Annotated in this window: 15 protein-coding genes; 7 read left to right on the top strand and 8 right to left on the bottom strand. The window is 61.7% G+C overall.

The genetic code is table 11. The features are described 5' to 3' along the window. Nucleotides 1–113: 113 nt before the first annotated feature. Both ACX3M4_RS22655 and ACX3M4_RS22650 read left to right on the top strand, forming a co-directional pair. On the top strand, nucleotides 114–1,103 hold the full coding sequence (locus tag ACX3M4_RS22655; RefSeq protein WP_459355230.1) for a flagellar motor protein MotA: 990 nt from the start codon (nucleotides 114–116) through the stop codon (nucleotides 1,101–1,103). Nucleotides 1,104–1,116: 13 nt separating this feature from the next. Next, entirely contained in the window at nucleotides 1,117–2,157 is a 1,041-nt protein-coding gene (locus ACX3M4_RS22650) for a peptidoglycan -binding protein (protein ID WP_459355229.1), read from the top strand. Nucleotides 2,158–2,209: 52 nt separating this feature from the next. Here ACX3M4_RS22650 and ACX3M4_RS22645 read toward each other — a convergent pair whose 3' ends face one another. After that, complete coding sequence (locus tag ACX3M4_RS22645; protein WP_459355228.1) at nucleotides 2,210–2,578, bottom strand: VOC family protein; 369 nt, start codon at nucleotides 2,576–2,578, stop codon at nucleotides 2,210–2,212. 116 nt (nucleotides 2,579–2,694) lie between these two features. Here ACX3M4_RS22645 and ACX3M4_RS22640 point away from each other — a divergent pair, with 116 nt between their 5' ends. Continuing rightward, on the top strand, nucleotides 2,695–3,390 hold the full coding sequence (locus tag ACX3M4_RS22640) for a M50 family metallopeptidase (protein ID WP_459355227.1): 696 nt from the start codon (nucleotides 2,695–2,697) through the stop codon (nucleotides 3,388–3,390). Nucleotides 3,391–3,483: 93 nt separating this feature from the next. On the opposite strand, the gene ACX3M4_RS22635 is transcribed toward ACX3M4_RS22640, so the two are convergent. The 4 genes from ACX3M4_RS22635 to ACX3M4_RS22620 all read right to left on the bottom strand — a co-directional run bounded on the left by ACX3M4_RS22635 (nucleotide 3,484) and on the right by ACX3M4_RS22620 (nucleotide 8,543). After that, nucleotides 3,484–5,259, bottom strand: a complete 1,776-nt coding sequence (locus ACX3M4_RS22635) for a TRAP transporter permease (protein WP_459355226.1) — start codon at nucleotides 5,257–5,259, stop codon at nucleotides 3,484–3,486. Nucleotides 5,260–5,403: 144 nt separating this feature from the next. Continuing rightward, complete coding sequence (locus ACX3M4_RS22630; RefSeq protein ID WP_459355225.1) at nucleotides 5,404–6,360, bottom strand: TAXI family TRAP transporter solute-binding subunit; 957 nt, start codon at nucleotides 6,358–6,360, stop codon at nucleotides 5,404–5,406. A 283-nt stretch (nucleotides 6,361–6,643) separates the two neighbouring features. Beyond that, a complete protein-coding gene (locus ACX3M4_RS22625; protein WP_459355224.1) occupies nucleotides 6,644–7,384 on the bottom strand; it encodes a DUF1013 domain-containing protein in 741 nt (246 codons plus the stop codon). 148 nt (nucleotides 7,385–7,532) lie between these two features. Further along, complete coding sequence (locus tag ACX3M4_RS22620; RefSeq protein ID WP_459355223.1) at nucleotides 7,533–8,543, bottom strand: NAD(P)H-quinone oxidoreductase; 1,011 nt, start codon at nucleotides 8,541–8,543, stop codon at nucleotides 7,533–7,535. A gap of 159 nt (nucleotides 8,544–8,702) precedes the next feature. Here ACX3M4_RS22620 and ACX3M4_RS22615 point away from each other — a divergent pair, with 159 nt between their 5' ends. Then, nucleotides 8,703–8,900 carry a DUF1192 domain-containing protein gene (locus tag ACX3M4_RS22615; protein ID WP_459355222.1) on the top strand — a complete coding sequence of 66 codons (198 nt, stop codon included), beginning with the start codon at nucleotides 8,703–8,705 and terminating at the stop codon, nucleotides 8,898–8,900. A gap of 414 nt (nucleotides 8,901–9,314) precedes the next feature. Further along, a complete protein-coding gene (gene rcdA / locus ACX3M4_RS22610) occupies nucleotides 9,315–9,854 on the top strand; it encodes a protease adaptor protein RcdA (protein WP_459355221.1) in 540 nt (179 codons plus the stop codon). 428 nt (nucleotides 9,855–10,282) lie between these two features. Here rcdA and rpmE read toward each other — a convergent pair whose 3' ends face one another. Further along, nucleotides 10,283–10,507 (bottom strand): 50S ribosomal protein L31, encoded by a 225-nt coding sequence (gene rpmE / locus ACX3M4_RS22605; protein WP_459355220.1) that lies wholly within the window; start codon nucleotides 10,505–10,507, stop codon nucleotides 10,283–10,285. 304 nt (nucleotides 10,508–10,811) lie between these two features. Between rpmE and ACX3M4_RS22600 the strand changes: the two genes are divergently transcribed. Then, entirely contained in the window at nucleotides 10,812–12,620 is a 1,809-nt protein-coding gene (locus ACX3M4_RS22600) for an ABC transporter transmembrane domain-containing protein (protein WP_459355219.1), read from the top strand. A gap of 15 nt (nucleotides 12,621–12,635) precedes the next feature. Here ACX3M4_RS22600 and ACX3M4_RS22595 read toward each other — a convergent pair whose 3' ends face one another. Together ACX3M4_RS22595 and ACX3M4_RS22590 are read right to left on the bottom strand one after the other, a co-directional pair. After that, the gene (locus tag ACX3M4_RS22595; RefSeq protein WP_459355218.1) at nucleotides 12,636–13,427 is read right to left on the bottom strand and encodes an SDR family NAD(P)-dependent oxidoreductase; all 792 of its coding nucleotides are present in this window, start codon (nucleotides 13,425–13,427) and stop codon (nucleotides 12,636–12,638) included. Between the two features lie 226 nt (nucleotides 13,428–13,653). Next, complete coding sequence (locus ACX3M4_RS22590; protein WP_459355217.1) at nucleotides 13,654–15,561, bottom strand: propionyl-CoA synthetase; 1,908 nt, start codon at nucleotides 15,559–15,561, stop codon at nucleotides 13,654–13,656. A gap of 184 nt (nucleotides 15,562–15,745) precedes the next feature. Here ACX3M4_RS22590 and ACX3M4_RS22585 point away from each other — a divergent pair, with 184 nt between their 5' ends. Further along, nucleotides 15,746–16,510, top strand: a complete 765-nt coding sequence (locus tag ACX3M4_RS22585) for a sulfite exporter TauE/SafE family protein (RefSeq protein ID WP_459355216.1) — start codon at nucleotides 15,746–15,748, stop codon at nucleotides 16,508–16,510. The last annotated feature ends 51 nt before the right edge of the window (nucleotides 16,511–16,561 follow it).

Genomic DNA, 16,561 nt, shown 5'->3' with positions numbered 1-16,561 from the left:
TTTTCCGGCTTTCCCGGGTTAATTCACCCCTCATCCGCAATTCGAGGTTTCCAAGCCGTTAAAAATCACGCTATCAATCGGTTACGTCTGAAACAGGTGATTGATAGCGCAATATGGCCCGTGAGTTTGATCCCTACAGCCTGTCCAGCCCGCGGGCCTATCTGACCTTCATGATCATCTTCCTGGTGATCGTCGCCTTTATCGCCTTCATCCTGTTTCCGCAGATCTCAATCGCCTTCATGAGCAATCCGGGCCTCAACGGCCTGATCGTGTTCGTCGGCGCTTTCGGCATCCTGCTCCTGTTCGGCCGGGTCATCCGCCTGTTTCCCGAAATTTCCTGGGTCAACAGCTTCCGCATCGGTGATCCGGCGCTCGACACGCGCTCGCCCGTATTGCTCGCCCCGATGGCGGCCCTCCTCGGCAACAAGACCGGCGACATGGCGCTGACACCGACAGCCGCCCGTTCGATCCTCGATTCCATCGGCATGCGCCTTGAGGAAAGCCGCGAGATGTCGCGCTACCTCACCGGCCTCCTGGTGTTTCTCGGCCTGCTCGGCACCTTCTGGGGCCTGCTTCAGACCGTCAGTTCGGTCGGCGCCACCATCCAGTCGCTCGATGTCGGTTCGGGCGATGCCAACGTCATTTTCGAGGATCTCAAAGCCGGCCTGGAGGCACCGCTCTCCGGCATGGGCACGGCCTTCTCGTCCTCGCTCTTCGGTCTCACCGGCTCGCTGATCCTCGGCTTTCTCGACCTGCAGGCCGGCCAGGCACAGAACCGCTTCTACAACGAACTGGAAGACTGGCTTTCCACCGTCACCGACATCGACCCGGAAGACAGCCTCTTCGGCACGACGGAATCGCCGGGGGTCGAGCAGATCCAGGCGTCGATCTCCGCCCTGCAGAAAAGCGTCGAGGAGGGCGGCAGCAAGAACGCCAACCAGGCCATGGCCAATCTTGCGGAAGGCATCCAGGGGCTCGTCAAGCATGTTCGCTCAGAGCAGCAGATGATGCGCGACTGGGCCGAAGCCCAGGGCGAGCAGCAGAAGCGTATCGAAGGCCTATTGTCCTCTATCGCCGCCGCCTTCGATCGCGCCAAGGAATAGGTAGGATCCGAGAATGGCCGGACTGGCAGCACTGCGCGCACGCCGAAGGGCTCAATCGACGGACTACTGGCCCGGCTTCGTCGATGCCATGGCCACGCTTCTGCTTGTCATCATCTTCCTGCTGTCGATCTTCATGATCGCCCAGTTTTTCCTCTCCCAGCAGCTGTCCGGCCGCGATACGGTGCTGAACCGCCTCAATGCCCAGATCAGCGAACTGACGGAATTGCTGGCGCTGGAACGGGCCTCGTCCGGCGAGCTGGAAGACACGATCCTCGGCCTGCAGGCAAGCCTCTCCGATGCCGAGGCAGAACAGAGCCGCCTGCTCGGTCTTCTGGAGAACAGCTCGGGCGCCGCTGATGCTGCGGGCGGGCGCGCCTCGCAGCTTGAAAACCTTCTCGACGACGAGCGCCAGATCAGTGCCGACGCGCTCGCCCAGGTCGAACTGCTCAATCAGCAGATCGCAGCACTGCGCCGCCAGATTGCTGCCGCCAACGCGGCACTGGAAGCCTCGGAGGCGAAGGAAAACGAGAGCCAGGCGAAGATTGCCAGCCTCGGCAAGCGCCTCAACGCCGCCCTGGTGCAGCGGGTGCAGGAACTGTCGCGTTACCGCTCCGACTTCTTCGGCCGCCTGCGCGAGATCCTTTCCCAGCGCTCCGACATTTCCGTCGTCGGCGACCGCTTCGTCTTCCAGTCCGAAGTGCTTTTCGATTCCGGTTCGGAGGACATCAACCCGGAAGGGCGGCAGGAACTCGACAAGCTGGCCGACGCCATCCAGGAACTCAGCGGCCAGATCCCGGACGAGATCAACTGGGTGCTGCGCGTTGACGGCCATACCGACGCCCGTCCGCTTTCGGGCACCGGACGCCTGCGCAACAACTGGGAGCTCTCCGCAGCCCGAGCCATTTCCGTGGTCCGCTATCTGATCGAACGCGGCGTCGACCCCAAACGGCTTGTTGCCGCCGGCTTCGGCGAATTCCAGCCGCTGGAAGAAGGCGAAACGCCGGACTCGCTGGCCAAGAACCGCCGCATCGAGCTGAAGCTCACGGAGCGGTAGGCATCGGGCAGGGCAATTTCGACCACTGCCAAAATGGCCAAGAACGTTGCAGTCACATCGGCTCGCCGATCTCAACGATATGACCATCCGGATCGAAGAACCGAAAGACGCGCTGCCCCCAGGCCTGTGTCTCGACCCCGTGGATCAGCCTGACGCGAGTTGCGACCCGCGCAAAGGTCACTTCGATATCTTCGTCTTCGAAGTAAAGAACGAGATTGCGCCTGCCATAGGGCTCGTCTCCCACCGGAGGATCGCCGAAGACCGTCTGGTGGAGCGCTGCTCCGTCGTGTAGTGCAAAACCGCTTTCAAAGCGAACAAAGTCGCCATGATCTTCCAGAATCCGCAGGTCTAGCACCTCTGCATAGAACCGTTTCGCCCGCTCGATATCGGCAACAAAGGGCAATGGATTGACGAATTTCATTTCGAGTACTTTCGGCGCGGAACAGGAACTACAGAAAAAAGGTCGGGACTCTCCAAGGCAAGCCGACTGCGCATGCCTTCTTGACTTTTTCCTCGCGGCACCGCCCAGTCTGCCCCATGCAGATCCTCAAGGGCCACTGGCAACTCATTCTCCTGACACTCGTCATGTTCCTGCTCTGGAACACCTTCATCGTCGTTCCGCTGAAGATCCTGATTGTCTATCTGCACGAGCTTTCTCATGCCCTGGCGGCGATCCTGACGGGGGGCTCCGTCGTCGAGATTTCCCTGTCTCCCTCCCAGGGCGGGCACGCGGTGACGCGCGGCGGCAGCCGGTTCCTGACGCTCACGGCCGGGTATCTCGGCTCGCTTGGCATCGGCCTGGCGCTGCTCCTGATCGCACTCAAGACCGATGCCGACCGGATCGTGCTCGGTGGGCTCGGTGCCTTTACCCTGATTGTCACCGCGCTTTACATCCGTGACTGGTTCGCCCTCGCCTTCTGCCTCGGCGCGGGCGTGGCCATGTTGGCGGCGGCCCGCTATCTAAGTGTCGAGATCAACGACCTGATCCTCCGGGTGATCGGTCTCACAAGCATTTTCTATGTGCCCTACGACATTTTCGACGACACCATCCGCCGCTCCGGCATCCGCTCCGACGCCTATATGCTGGCGGAAGAATATGGTGGGCCGACGCTCTTCTGGGGTGGGTTGTGGCTGCTGGCGAGCCTTGCCATCATCTATTTCTGCCTCCGCAGGGGGCTGGGCGAAAGCAGCAATCTCGATTTCCGGAAAAACCGCCGGAACCGGACTTCGTGAGGCGCGCGCGCTTTGGATCGCCCCCTGGTGGTTCGATTCTGACATTTGCATCCCCCTGCTGCTAGCGCTGGAGCAAATGTCAAATTCGCTCCACTAGAGCCAGCCGCCACCGGTAAAAATCACCAGCAGCCCTCCGGCGGTCGCCGCCAGTTTCTGAAGGGGCTGACGGAAGCCGATGACGCCGAAGGAGACGAGGCCGAGGCCGATGCCGATCTTCAAGGTGGCGGCGACCGCCAGGACGGGACTTGATGCAAGCTCAAGGACCGAAGGATTTGCCACCATGGCCAGCGGGATGATGTAGAGGCCCAACCCGAGCGCCATCGCGGACATCGCGACCTTCAGCCAGTTCTCGCCGATCATGCCGGCGGCGATGAAGACCGCGCCGCAGACCGGCGGTGTGATGGTGGAGAGCAGCGCAAACCAGAAGACGAAAAGATGTGCCTGCAGCGGCTCCAGCCCCTGCTGGATGAGCGCCGGCCCGGCGACGGAAACGCAGATGACATAAGCCGCTGTCGTCGGCACTTCCATGCCCAGGATCAGGCAGGCAATCGCTGTCAGGAAAAGAGACGGCCACAGATAACCGCCTGAGCCTGACAGGATCAGCGAGGTGATCTTGACGCCAAGGCCGGTGATGGCCAGCACGCCGATGATGATCGAGGCGCAGACGATGATCGCGGCGATCACCGAGACCTGTCTGGCGGCCGTCAGGACCGCGCTTTCCAGCCGCTCCAGGATCTGCTTCGGATCGAAGGTCCCTTTGGCGTTGAAGAAGAGCAGCACGAAACCCGCCAGAATGGCGATACAGGCCGCATATTGCGGCGTGTAGCCCGCCCCGAACATGGCCCAGAGGAGAACCGTGAAGGGGACGAGAAAGAAGGCGGAGGTAACAAGCACCTGAGCGAGCCGGGGCTGGTCGCCCTGATCGATCGCGGCAAGATCGTACCGCCGCGCATAGGCGTTGATCCCGACCCAGACGGCAAAGAAATAGAGCAGCGCCGGCAGCACGGCGGCGGCCATGATCTGGGTGTAGGGAACCCGGGTCAGCTCCACCATGACGAAGGCACCCGCTCCCATCAGCGGCGGCATGATCTGGCCGCCCGAGGAGGCCACCGCTTCGACGGCTGCTGCCAGCCGTTTCGGATAACCGAGCTTCGTCATCGCCGGCAGGGTGATCGCGCCGGTGGAGGCGACATTCGCCGAGGCAGAGCCCGAGATCGAGCCGAAGAGCGCCGAAGAGAGCACCGACACCTTGGCCGCACCGCCCTTCAGCCGGCCGGCAGCCGCAGCGGCGACATTCATGAAACCCTGCCCCGCTTCGCCCGCATTCAGCACCGCACCGAAGATCACGAAGATCGCGACAACGCCGACGGAAACGCCCGTCAAACTTCCCCAGATCCCGCCTTCGGCAATTGTCAGCGTGCCGAGGAAACTGGCCATTGGTGTGCCGGAATGGCCGAATTCACCCGGGATGTGCTGGCCCAAAAGGCCATAGGCCAGCGCCAGCGCGGCGACGACCGGCAGCGGCCAGCCAATCGCCCGGCGCGCACCTTCCAGCACGGTCACCAGCAGAACGGCGGCGAGAACAAACTGGAAATCGCCCTCCAGAAAGCCGTACTGGTCCGACAGGACTGACTGATTGGCTGCGACCCAGAGACAGGCAGCGACACCCGCTACACAGAACACCGCGCCGCTGGCACGTTTAAGCCACCCGCCGCCCGCAAAGACGAAGATCCACGGCAGAGCCAGTGCGAGATGCAGCGGCCGGCTGACGAGATTGGGAACGAGGCCTGAAAAGATCAACCCGAGATGAAAGGCGACAAGCAGGCCCGCCAGAACAAGCACGGCCCATCGCTGGAGGGATGAATTCACGGGATCTGCGCTGAACATGAACTTGAATATACAGGAGGGAAAGAGCGTTGGCCCGGCAGTGTCGGCTGCCGGGCCATTTGGAGATTTTGCTTGCCGAAGCATTGCCCGGCAAGTCCGGGCAAGCACGGCGGTAACCGGACCGGCTTATTTCTGGGCGTCGGTGAGCGCGATACCGGCTTCTTCGTAGTAGCGAACCGCACCTGGATGGATCTTGCCGGAGATGTTTTCCATGAGATCAGGACCAACGCCGTTCCACCAGGGCGACTCGGAGCCCATCTTCGCCTTTTCTTCCCAGAAGATCTTGGTGAACTCATAGGCCGTGTCATCGTCCATCGCCGTAGTGGCATAGGCGACCACCGGCAGAGACGTCGTGACGATATCCGTTTCCTGGCCGCCATAGGTTCCGGCGGGAATGACCAGCCTGGTGCGATTTGTACCCGCGATCTGTTCGTCGTTGAGAGACAGGATGGTGACATCCATCGAGGCTGCTGCCTCGATAACGTTCGGCGCCGGCCAGGACCCGGCAGTAACAAAGCCGTCGATCTGGCCGTTTTTCAGCGCGGCAACCGCATTGGAAAGTTCGGCGTCGGCGATGTTGACCTTGCCTTCCAGGCCAAAGAGCTGCAGGTATTTCTCGCCTTCCGTCGCGCCGAAGGAGCCCTTGCCAAGGAGGATGGTCTTGCCTTCCATGCCGGCAAAGTCGGTAACGCCGCTTTCCTTGGACATGACGAAATGCATCGTCAGCGAGGGGATCGGAAAGAGGGCGCGGATCTCCTCGAATTTCGGATCGCCCTTGCCTTCGAACATCGCCTTGCCGCCCTGGGCGGCCGAGACCAGTGCCGGCGGCGTCGTAAAGACGTAGTCGCCGCCTCGCGCCTTCACTTCCATGACATTCTGGACCGAGCCCTGGCTCTCCTCCAGGGTCACGATCATATCGCCATTGCTGCCGGTCTTGACGGCCTCGGCGATCTGGACACCCATCTGGTAATAGGACGATCCGGATTTGGCGGATTTATAGGTGATCCGCGTCTCGGCCTGTGCCTCGAGCGCACCAAAGGCAAACGTCAGCCCAAGGGCCAGCTTCAACAGTGTGTTTGTCATGAGGGTCTCCCGATGTTTTCGGCAAATCTATTGTGACATCCTGCCCGTGGCAACGCGTTTTCATATGATCTGGACAGGAATTGCAACCGGCCCGCAAACTAAAGCGCGTCGCGTTCATTTGAATTCGCGTCGCCCGCTTTATCTCTTTTATGACGCACGTCTTATTGCGAAAAACCGGAACCCACTTTTTCGCAACGTGCCTTGGAGGCAACCGGGCCGGCAAACAAAAAAACCGCCGGCTGATTCCAGCCGGCGGTTTTGAAAACCTGACGTCTGCCTGGTTTCAGACGTTGCTGTCTTCGTCGTCGTCCTCGTCCTTGGCTTCGCTCTTCAGCGAGTTCAGCTTGGCAAAGACGGCGTCGGCGTCGATCGCTTCTTCCTCTTCGCGCTGGATCGGCTTGGAGGTATCGAACGAGAAGGCTGCCGCGATCGCATCTTCGCTGGTGCTCTCTTCCACCGGCATCAGATGCTCGTGCGCCTCGCCTGCCATCGGCAGCGGTGCGTTCTTGGCGGCCTTTTCCACTTCCATGTCCAGCTCGAGCTGGCTGCACAGGCCCAGGGTCACCGGATCGGACGGGGTCAGGTTCGCGGAGTTCCAGTGGGTCCGCTCGCGGATCGCGGCAATAGTCGGCTTGGTGGTGCCGACGAGGCGCATGATCTGGGCGTCCTTCAGTTCCGGATGGTTGCGCACCAGCCAAAGGATCGCATTCGGGCGGTCCTGACGGCGGGAAACCGGCGTATAGCGCGGACCCTTGCGCTTGGATTCAGGAACCACAACCTTCGACCCCTGCAGCTTCAGCGTGTAGTTCGGGTCGTTCTGAGCCTTTTCGACTTCTTCACGGGAGAGCTGGCCGGTCAGGATTGGGTCAAGACCCTTGATCCCTTGCGCGGCTTCGCCATCGGCAATCGCTTTCACTTCCAGCGGGTGCAGTTTGCAGAAGTTGGCGATCTGGGTGAAGCTCAACGCAGTGTTGTCCACGAGCCAGACGGCGGTTGCCTTCGGCATAAGCGGCGTGTTCGCCATCGGTTAAATTCCTCTCGTCTGCTCCCTCGCCCGGCGGGGCGAAAAAGCGGTGTTCCTTGGTCGGTTTCCTGGGAAGTGGCGGGAATATATGCTGAAAGACGCAGAAACGCAAATACTCGCGCGCGTTTTACTTTGTCCCCACCTCCGCTCAGGCTGCATCCTCCACCGCCAGGACGATTTTGCCAATATGGCCAGAACCTTCCATACGCCGATGGGCTTCCGCCGCCTCCGCCAGAGGATAAGTGGAATCCATCACCGGGCCGACCTTGCCCGATTCGATGAGCGGCCAGACCTTGTCCTTCAGGCTTTCGGCAATCGCCGTCTTGAAGGCATCGCTGCGCGGGCGAAGGGTGGAACCGGTATGGGTCAGGCGCTTCACCATCAGGCGTGAGAAATTCACGTTCTCCGCGATACCGTTCAGCGTTGCGATCTGGCAGATACGCCCCTCGACCGCGGCCGCCTTCCAGTTCCGCTCGACATAGTCGCCGCCCACCATGTCCAGGATGACATCGACACCGTCACCACCTGTAATCTCCAGGATCGCCTTTTCGAAGGCCTGGTCCCGGTAGTTGATGGCGTGGTCCGCGCCGAGCTTCCTGACCGCCTCGGCTTTTGCCTCAGAGCCGACGGTGGTGAAGACCTCCGCGCCGAAGGCCTTGGCGAGCTGGATCGCCGTCGTGCCGATGCCGGAAGTGCCGCCGTGAACCAGGAACCGCTCGCCGCCTTTCAGGCCGCAGCGGTCGAAGACATTGGTCCAGACGGTGAAGAAGGATTCCGGAACCGCCGCCGCTTCCACCATCGACAGGCCCGCGGGGATCGGCAGGGCATGGCCTTCGGGCACCTTGCAGTATTCGGCATAGCCGCCGCCGGGGGCGAGCGCCATGACCTTGTCGCCGATCGCGTGGCGTGTTGCCCCCTCGCCAAGCGCGACGACCTCTCCGGAGACCTCCAGTCCCGGCAGGTCCGAGGCGCCGGGTGGCGGCGGATAGGCTCCCTTGCGCTGAAGCACGTCCGGCCGGTTGACGCCGGCGGCCGCAACCCGGATCAGGATCTCGCCCTGTCCCAAAACGGGAAGAGGCCGTTCCTCAGGCCGCAAAACCTCGGGGCCTCCGGGTTCCGAAATGGCAATGGCGGTCATGCGATCCGGCAGATTCTGCATAGGGACGCTTCCTTTGTGGTTCATTTTGGGACTGGCTAGGCCATCTGTGCCTGGCATAAGGTAAATCGAACGTCAGTCTATTTGCAGGAAAACGGACCTGTCAGGCAAGCCGCCGAAGGCGACCGGCAATGGGTCTGAAACCGTCGAAGGAGGGAACCCATGGGCCTTTTTGATGAAGATGTCCCCAAAAAATCCAGCACCGGCGCTGTGACCGTCGGCGAGGATCTGTCGAGTCTTTCCGAAGCCGAACTTGCCGAACGCATCGAGGCTTTGACCGGCGAAATTAACCGAACCCAGAGGGAGCTTGAGCAACGGGGCACTATTCGCGATGCGGCCAACTCATTTTTCCAGAATTAGGCCTGTCAAATATTACCAGATTTTATTCAAATTCCTTTTCGCACCGGTACTTAGGGTAAATGCGATAGGTAAAGATTTACTCGTTTACCTCTTATTAATCTTTCCAAAGTATAAATTTAGGTATCCAGTCATCTGGATGTGAGTGGCTCCTGTCCACTCTGTTTGACGCCTCCCTGTTAAAGACTCAGAGCCGCAACCCTGCGGCTCTTTTTTTTGCCCGGTCCTCATAGTATCTTGTCAATGTTCTGGTTAACGCCGGTTTACCTGTGCAACTGGCACAGGGCTTGCTCGTTATAGGGCATGAAGACCTGCATCGTTCCAAAAAGGAACATCTGAGACGGGATGTCAGATCCCGGGACGGATCAAGAAGAGATGCAAGGGCAACCGGACGAGTAACTGAGGCGTAGTAATCCTATGACGGACGACATGAAAAAAGCCGGTGAAACAGGAAGCGCAGTTCATATCGCGCATCATCTTGCCAGCTCCGACAGCTTCCAGAACCTGTTTCAGGAAGGCATGTCGCTGGTCGAGGAAACCGCGATGTATCTGGACGGCAGCGGCCGTGAGGAAGCCAAGCAGCTTCCGCGCCCCGCCTCCCTCGCCTATGCCACCGAATCCATGCGCCTGACCACGCGGCTGATGCAGCTGGCCTCCTGGCTTCTCCTGCAGCGCGCCGTCAACGAAGGCGAAATGTCCCGCGAACAGGCAGGCAGCGACAAGAACAAGGTCCGCCTCGACAAGCTCTCCAGCGCCACCGGCGGTCCGTCCTGGGAAGATCTTCCGGGCACGCTGCGCGAACTGGTCGACCGCTCGACCCGGTTGCAGGAACGCGTCATCCACCTCGACAAGATGCTCTACCGCAAGGATGTCGAACAGGCGGAAGCCGCCACCAACGACAACCCGGTCGCCTCCCAGATCAGCAAGCTCCACGCCGCCTTCGGCAAGTTCGGCTGAACCTGATCAAATCTCTTTCGACTTTGAGAAGCCGCCGCGAGGCGGCTTTTTGTTTGTCCGGGACGACCTCTGTCGATGCCGGGATGCAACCAGCTGACCGCTTCGCGGAGTACCCCCATCCCTAACCCTTCCCCACAAGGGGGGAAGGGAACCTTCCGCAGCGCGCTGAAAGACCTGGCTGCGAGAGTGTCAAGTTGTGTTTGCCAATGGACGCCAGAGATATCTGGCGGCAATCGCGAACGGTTGCCGCCTGGCTCCCCTCCCCCTTGTGGGGAGGGGTTGGGGGTGGGGGTCACGCTGCGAACGAAATGGAAATCGACATTCACACACAGAAGGCGGACATCTTTGCGGATTTAAGATCCTTTTCCCAGACACAAAAAACCCGGCCAGTGGCCGGGTCTTTCGTTGAAGCTGTCGTGACTGTGGGATCAGGAGCCCAGGAAGCCAGCGAACTTGTTCTTGAAGCGGGACACGCGGCCGCCGCGGTCCATCAGCTGACGGTCGCCGCCGGTCCAGGCCGGGTGGGACGTCGGGTCGATGTCGAGCGTCAGGGTGTCGCCTTCCGAACCGTAGGTGGAACGGGTGGAGTATTCGGTGCCATCGGTCATGACGACCTTGATGGTGTGGTAGTCGGGATGGATATCCGTTTTCATGACCGGTCCTTTCAAGCGCCCTGCAGCGCCTTCCGGGAAGGCCGCCACGCAAACGCAAAACGAAATGAAGGGCCGCCGATCCGGTTGCGGACGCCGCCCTCAGAAACATGAGGCGGGGATATACCCCATGGCGAGAGCCAAGACAAGGGGCAAAATCCCGCAATTTCCACCTATATCCAGCGAAGGTTTTTTTGACTTCCCGCCGGCTTGCCCACCGTATCAGCCCGGCTGTTTGGCCAAGGTCAAGGCCATTGTCCGCACGGCGGAACATGCTAAGACGGGATCAAAGAACGAGGAGAGCCCTGTGGCCGACGCCCCAGCACAAGATGAAACACCGGAAACCGCCGGTTCCCGCAGATCGCTCCGGCCGCTGACACGGCTGCTGCCCTACCTTCTCCGGCACAGGGGCATGGTGGCGGCCGCCGTCGCGGCCCTGTTTTCGGCCGCGGTGATCACGCTGGTTCTGCCCGCCGCCGTCCGCCGGATGATCGATTTCGGTTTTGGTGCCGACGACCCGGCGCTGGTCAATTCCTATTTTGCCGTGCTGATCGGCGTCGTCTGCGCCCTCGCGACCGCCAGCTCCGTCCGCTATTTCCTGGTCATGTGGATTGGCGAGCGCGTGGTGGCCGACGTGCGTTCCGACGTCTTTGCCCACATGACCCGGCTCAGCCCCGGCTTTTACGACAGCGCCAAGTCCGGCGAGATCCTGTCGCGCCTCACCGCCGACACCACTCAGATCAAGGCCGCCTTCGGCGCCAGCGCCTCGCTTGCCATGCGCAACCTGATCATGTTCCTTGGGGCAGCCGTGATGATGGTCGTGACCAGCCCGCGGCTCTCCGTCATCGTGCTCGCCGCCATTCCGGTGATCCTCATCCCGATCCTCGGCTTCGGCCGCCAGGTGCGCAAGCGCTCGCGCTTTGCCCAGGACACGCTTGCCGACGCCTCCGCCTTTGCCAGCGAGATGCTGGGCTCGGTCCGCACCCTCCAGGCCTTCACCCACGAAAGCCGCAGCGCCAACCGCTACGGGACGGCTGTGGAAGCCGCCTTCCAGGCGGCGCGCCAGTCGATCATGGCAAGGGCAGCCCTCACCGGCTTTGCCATCATGGTGATCGGCGCCAGCATCGTCGCGGTGCTGTGGATCGGGGCCAGCGATGTCTTTTCCGGCCGCATCACCGGCGGCGAACTCAGCCAGTTCCTGCTCTATTCGATACTGGCCGCCGGATCGCTGGCGGCGCTTTCGGAAGTCTGGGGTGAGCTCTCCCAGGCAGCAGGCGCTGCGGAGCGCCTGTCGGAGCTCCTGGAGATCCAGCCGGAAATCACCGCCCCCGCCTCGCCGGCGAAACTGCCGGAAACGCCGCGCGGCGAGATCGTCTTCGACAAGGTGTCCTTCGCCTATCGCACCAGCAAGACCATGCCGGTCCTGCGCGACCTCAACCTGACCGTTGCCCCCGGTGAAACCGTTGCCGTGGTCGGACCGTCAGGCGCCGGCAAGTCGACCCTCTTCAGCCTGCTGATGCGCTTCTATGATCCGGTAGAGGGCAAAATCCAGCTCAATGGCATCGCGCTGCCGGATCTGGACCCGGCGGATCTGCGTCGCCACATCGCACTCGTCCCCCAGGACACGGCGATCTTCGGCGCCAGCATTGCCGAGAACATCGCCTATGGCCGGCCGGATGCCAGCCGCGAGGAAGTGATCGCCGCCGCCGAAGCTGCCCTTGCCGCACCCTTCATCGAGAAGATGACAGACGGTTATGACACGCTGGTCGGCGAACGCGGCATCACCCTTTCCGGCGGCCAGCGCCAGCGCATCGCCATCGCCCGCGCAGTCCTCAAGGCAGCGCCCGTCCTCTTGCTCGATGAAGCGACCAGCGCGCTGGATGCGGAAAGCGAAAACCTGGTCCAGCAGGCACTCGACCGGTTGATGGCGGGCCGCACCACGCTGGTGATCGCCCACCGTCTCGCCACCGTTCTGAAAGCCGACCGGATCGTGGTCATGGACGGCGGCCATATCGTCGAAACCGGCACCCACGCCGAACTTAGCGCCGCAGACGGCCTCTACGCCAAGCTGGCCCGGCTGCAATTCGGTGCGGAAAAGGAACTGGAGGCTGTCTAGCCGCGACGTCTCTGCTCACGCCTCGTCGGGAACGTCGACCGTGTAGTTGAGCGGCAGGCGGCCGCCGTCGGCGTAGATGGTCTGGCCGGTGACGTAGCTGGCATCGCTGGACGCAAGGAACGCGGCGACGCCGGCAATTTCCGACGCCTCGCCGACACGCAACATCGGCGTGCGCGACAGCAGGCGGTTCTTGGCGGCCGCGTCGCTGTTCACCGATTCCAGCATGTCGGTCATGATCGAGCCCGGCCCGATGGCATTGACCCGGATGCCGTATCTGGCAAGCGACAACGCCGAGGTTTTCGTCAGCTGCGCCAGGCCGCCCTTGGAGACGCAATAGGCCATCTGCCCCGGGATCGCGAGCACGGAATTGACCGAGGACATGTTGATGATGCAGCCCGGTGCGCCGCCGCCTTCCACCGTCTCGACCATGTGACGGGCAACCGCCTGGGAACACAGGAAAGCGCCCTTCAGGTTGATCGACAGCACGCGCTCGAAATCGTCTTCCTCGAGTTCGAGGAAATCGCCGCCGATGACGACGCCAGCATTGTTAACCAGAATGTCGATGTCGCCGTAGGCGTTCAGCGTCTCGGCGACCATGTTGCGCACGTCCAGGCGCTCGGCGACATTGCAATGAATGTACATGGCCTCGCCCTGGACCTTCAGGTCTTCAACCGCGGCTTCGCCGGCATCGTCATCCACGTCGGCGATCACGACCTTGGCCCCGTCGGCGACGAAGCGCCGGGCGATGGCAAGCCCGATCCCGTTGGCTGCACCGGTTATGATGGCGACCTTGTTTTCCAAAGACACGGGAAACCTCGCGGCTGCTCGAGTTCAATACTGCCACGCTGAAAAGGCGTGGGCCGCTTCGCGGCGGCCCGACATTATGATGCAAAATCCACGCTGTCGATGGCCGTTTTGGCCCTCCAGTAGCGTCAATCGGCGTCTTACCCGTTGATTTACGCGAGAAAAACGCCCTGCGACTTTCCCAACAGTCCGAACAGGCGGGGAAATCACGTTCTCCCGCCAGCGGTCCTCAGGCCGATATGCCGTGCGTTTTCAGCGCGTCGCTGATCTCGTCCAGAATGGCCGGATCGTCGATGGTGGCCGGCATCTTCCAGCTTTCGCCGTCGGCAATCTGGCGCATGGTCCCGCGCAGGATCTTGCCGGAGCGGGTCTTGGGCAACCGGTCGACGGTTATGGCGATCTTGAAGGCTGCCACCGGTCCGATCTTGTCGCGCACCAGCCTGATGAGTTCCTTCTCGATCTCCTCATGCGACTGCTCGACCCCCGCCTTCAGCACCACGAAGCCGCAAGGCAGCTGGCCCTTCAGCTTGTCGGCAATGCCGATCACTGCGCATTCGGCAACAGCCGGGTGCGTTGCCAGGACCTCTTCCATGCCACCGGTCGAAAGGCGGTGGCCGGCGACGTTGATGATGTCGTCGGTCCGCGCCATGATCGACAGATAGCCGTCATCGTCGATGACACCCGCATCCGCCGTCTTGTAGTAGCCGGGGAACTCCGCCATGTAGGCATCGAAGAAGCGTTTCTCCGCATTCCACAAGGTTGGAAATGCGCCTGGTGGCAGCGGCAGCTTGACCACGATATTGCCCAGCGTGTTGGGCCCGAGCGGATGACCGGCATCGTCCAGCACCTGCACGTCATAGCCCGGCATCGGCACGGTGGGCGAGCCGGGCTTGACCGGCAACTGCCCGAGGCCGAGCGGATTGCCGACGATGCACCAGCCGGTTTCCGTCTGCCACCAGTGATCTATCACCGGCACCTGCAGCTGGTCGATGGCCCAGTTGACCGTTTCCGGGTCGGCACGCTCACCGGCCAGAAACAGGGAGCGGAAATTGGAGAGATCGTATTTCTGGATGAACGTGCCGTTCGGGTCTTCCTTGCGGATGGCGCGGAAGGCCGTCGGCGCGGTGAAGAGCGAGACGATGTTGTGCTCCGAAATCACCCGCCAGAAGGTGCCGGCATCGGGGGTCCCCACCGGCTTGCCCTCAAAGACGATGGTCGTGCAGCCGTGCAGCAGCGGCGCGTAGCAGATGTAGGAATGCCCCACCACCCAGCCGACATCGGATGCCGCCCAGAACACTTCGCCTGGGGCAATGTCGTAGAGGTTCTTCATCGACCATTTCAGCGCCACCATGTGGCCGCCATTGTCGCGGACGACGCCCTTGGGCTGGCCGGTCGTGCCGGAGGTGTAGAGGATATAAAGCGGATCGGTGGCCTTCACCGGAACCGGCGCGATGGTGCGGCCGGCGGCCTTGGCGGCGTCTTGCAATACGCCCAGATCGAAGTCCCGGCCCTCTTTCAGCTCGGCGGTCCGTTCCTCGCGCTGGAAAATCAGGCAGCAGTCAGGCTTGTGTCTGGCAATTTCGATGGCCTGATCGATCAGCGGCTTGTAGGCGATGACCCGGCCGGGTTCGAGCCCGCAGGAGGCGGCGATGATGGCCTTGGGAGTGGCATCGTCGATCCGGGTTGCCAGCTCATTGGCGGCAAATCCACCGAAGACGACGGAATGAATGAAACCGAGACGCGCGCAGGCAAGCATGGCCATCACGGCCTGCGGGATCATGGGCATGTAGAGAATGGCCCGGTCGCCCTTCTGAAGGCCATGGTCGGCGAAGACACAGGCCATCGCCTCCACTTCCTCCAACAGTTCCGCATAGGTGTAGGTGGCGGTGCGGCCGGTGATCGGGCTGTCATAGATCAGCGCGGGCTGACCGGGCCGGCCGCGTTCCACATGCCGGTCGAGACAGTTGTAGCAGGTGTTGCATTCCCAGTCCGGGTACCACCGGCCATACTGCCCCTGGTCCGGATCGAACACTTTCTCGCCGGTGCTGACCCAGTCGATCTCGTCCGCGGCCGCCTTCCAGAAACCGAGTGGATCCGCTTTCCAGCCCTGATAGACCTCGTGATACCGGCTTGCCATGTCCTGTCCTCCCAAGCAGCAGCCAGAGGCATACGCCCCTCACATTTGCGGCATAGAGTGCTGTAAGGGAACCTGAAAAGGCAAGCCTCCCTCCATAGTCAATTCGGCTTGCGGGACTTTACGTAATCCTTCTGGCGTGATTGTCTGCCGGACCTGTCCGATTGTCCCACAGCTTATCCGGCCCATGACTCCCATTTCAGATCCCTGGTTCTATGCGGCGGCAATTCCGGCCGTATTTTTCGTCGGCCTGTCCAAAGGCGGTTTCGGTGGAACTTTCGCCATGCTCGGTGTACCGATCATGGCGCTGATGATATCGCCGCTGCAGGCTGCCGGCATCATGCTTCCGATCCTGATCGTCATGGATGTGGTTGCCCTGATCGCCTATCGCGGCCGCGCCGACTGGAAGTGCCTCACGATCCTTGTGCCGGCCGCCGTCATCGGCATCGGCATCGGCTGGGCAACGGCCGCTTATGTCAACGATGCCTTCGTGCTCTTCCTGATCGGGATCATGTCGCTTGCCTTTGTCGCCGACTATGTCTTCAAGCAGCGCAAGAAGACCTCCGCCAGCGGCCACAACATCCCAAAGGGCACCTTCTGGGGCACAGTCGCAGGCTTCACAAGCTTCATCAGCCACACCGGCGGTCCGCCCTTCCAGATGTACATGCTGCCGCTGCGCCTGGCGCCGGTGCTTTTTGCCGGCACGGCTGTGATCTTCTTTGCGACTGTCAATGCCATCAAGCTGCTGCCCTATTTCCTGCTTGGCCAGTTCGACGCCACCAACCTTTCCACCTCCGTTATGCTGTTCCCTGTTGCCCTTGTCGCGACGCTTGTCGGCGTCTGGCTGGTGCGGATCGTCAAGGCGGAGATGTTCTACGCCATCATCTACATCTTCATGGGTCTGATCGGTGCAAAGCTGACCTGGGACGGGCTGTTGGGTCTTCTGGCGTGACGCATTCGGGTTAGTGCCAGCCGCAAGGATGAATTGCGAAGTCGCCGGCTT

The organism is Roseibium sp. M-1 (assembly GCF_054515675.1).
Note: the sequence above shows the minus strand (reverse complement) of the source record. Positions and strands in the feature narration are given on the sequence as shown.

Excerpts from the sequence above, each read along its gene's own strand:
- ACX3M4_RS22620 (WP_459355223.1), bottom strand. The coding sequence starts at position 8,543 with ATGCAGAATCTGCCGGATCGCATGACCGCCATTGCCATTTCGGAACCC.
- ACX3M4_RS22655 (WP_459355230.1), top strand. The coding sequence starts at position 114 with ATGGCCCGTGAGTTTGATCCCTACAGCCTGTCCAGCCCGCGGGCCTAT.
- ACX3M4_RS22630 (WP_459355225.1), bottom strand. The coding sequence starts at position 6,360 with ATGACAAACACACTGTTGAAGCTGGCCCTTGGGCTGACGTTTGCCTTT.
- ACX3M4_RS22650 (WP_459355229.1), top strand. The coding sequence starts at position 1,117 with ATGGCCGGACTGGCAGCACTGCGCGCACGCCGAAGGGCTCAATCGACG.
- rcdA (WP_459355221.1), top strand. The coding sequence starts at position 9,315 with ATGACGGACGACATGAAAAAAGCCGGTGAAACAGGAAGCGCAGTTCAT.
- ACX3M4_RS22590 (WP_459355217.1), bottom strand. The coding sequence starts at position 15,561 with ATGGCAAGCCGGTATCACGAGGTCTATCAGGGCTGGAAAGCGGATCCA.
- rpmE (WP_459355220.1), bottom strand. The coding sequence starts at position 10,507 with ATGAAAACGGATATCCATCCCGACTACCACACCATCAAGGTCGTCATG.
- ACX3M4_RS22625 (WP_459355224.1), bottom strand. The coding sequence starts at position 7,384 with ATGGCGAACACGCCGCTTATGCCGAAGGCAACCGCCGTCTGGCTCGTG.
- ACX3M4_RS22640 (WP_459355227.1), top strand. The coding sequence starts at position 2,695 with ATGCAGATCCTCAAGGGCCACTGGCAACTCATTCTCCTGACACTCGTC.
- ACX3M4_RS22645 (WP_459355228.1), bottom strand. The coding sequence starts at position 2,578 with ATGAAATTCGTCAATCCATTGCCCTTTGTTGCCGATATCGAGCGGGCG.
- ACX3M4_RS22585 (WP_459355216.1), top strand. The coding sequence starts at position 15,746 with ATGACTCCCATTTCAGATCCCTGGTTCTATGCGGCGGCAATTCCGGCC.
- ACX3M4_RS22615 (WP_459355222.1), top strand. The coding sequence starts at position 8,703 with ATGGGCCTTTTTGATGAAGATGTCCCCAAAAAATCCAGCACCGGCGCT.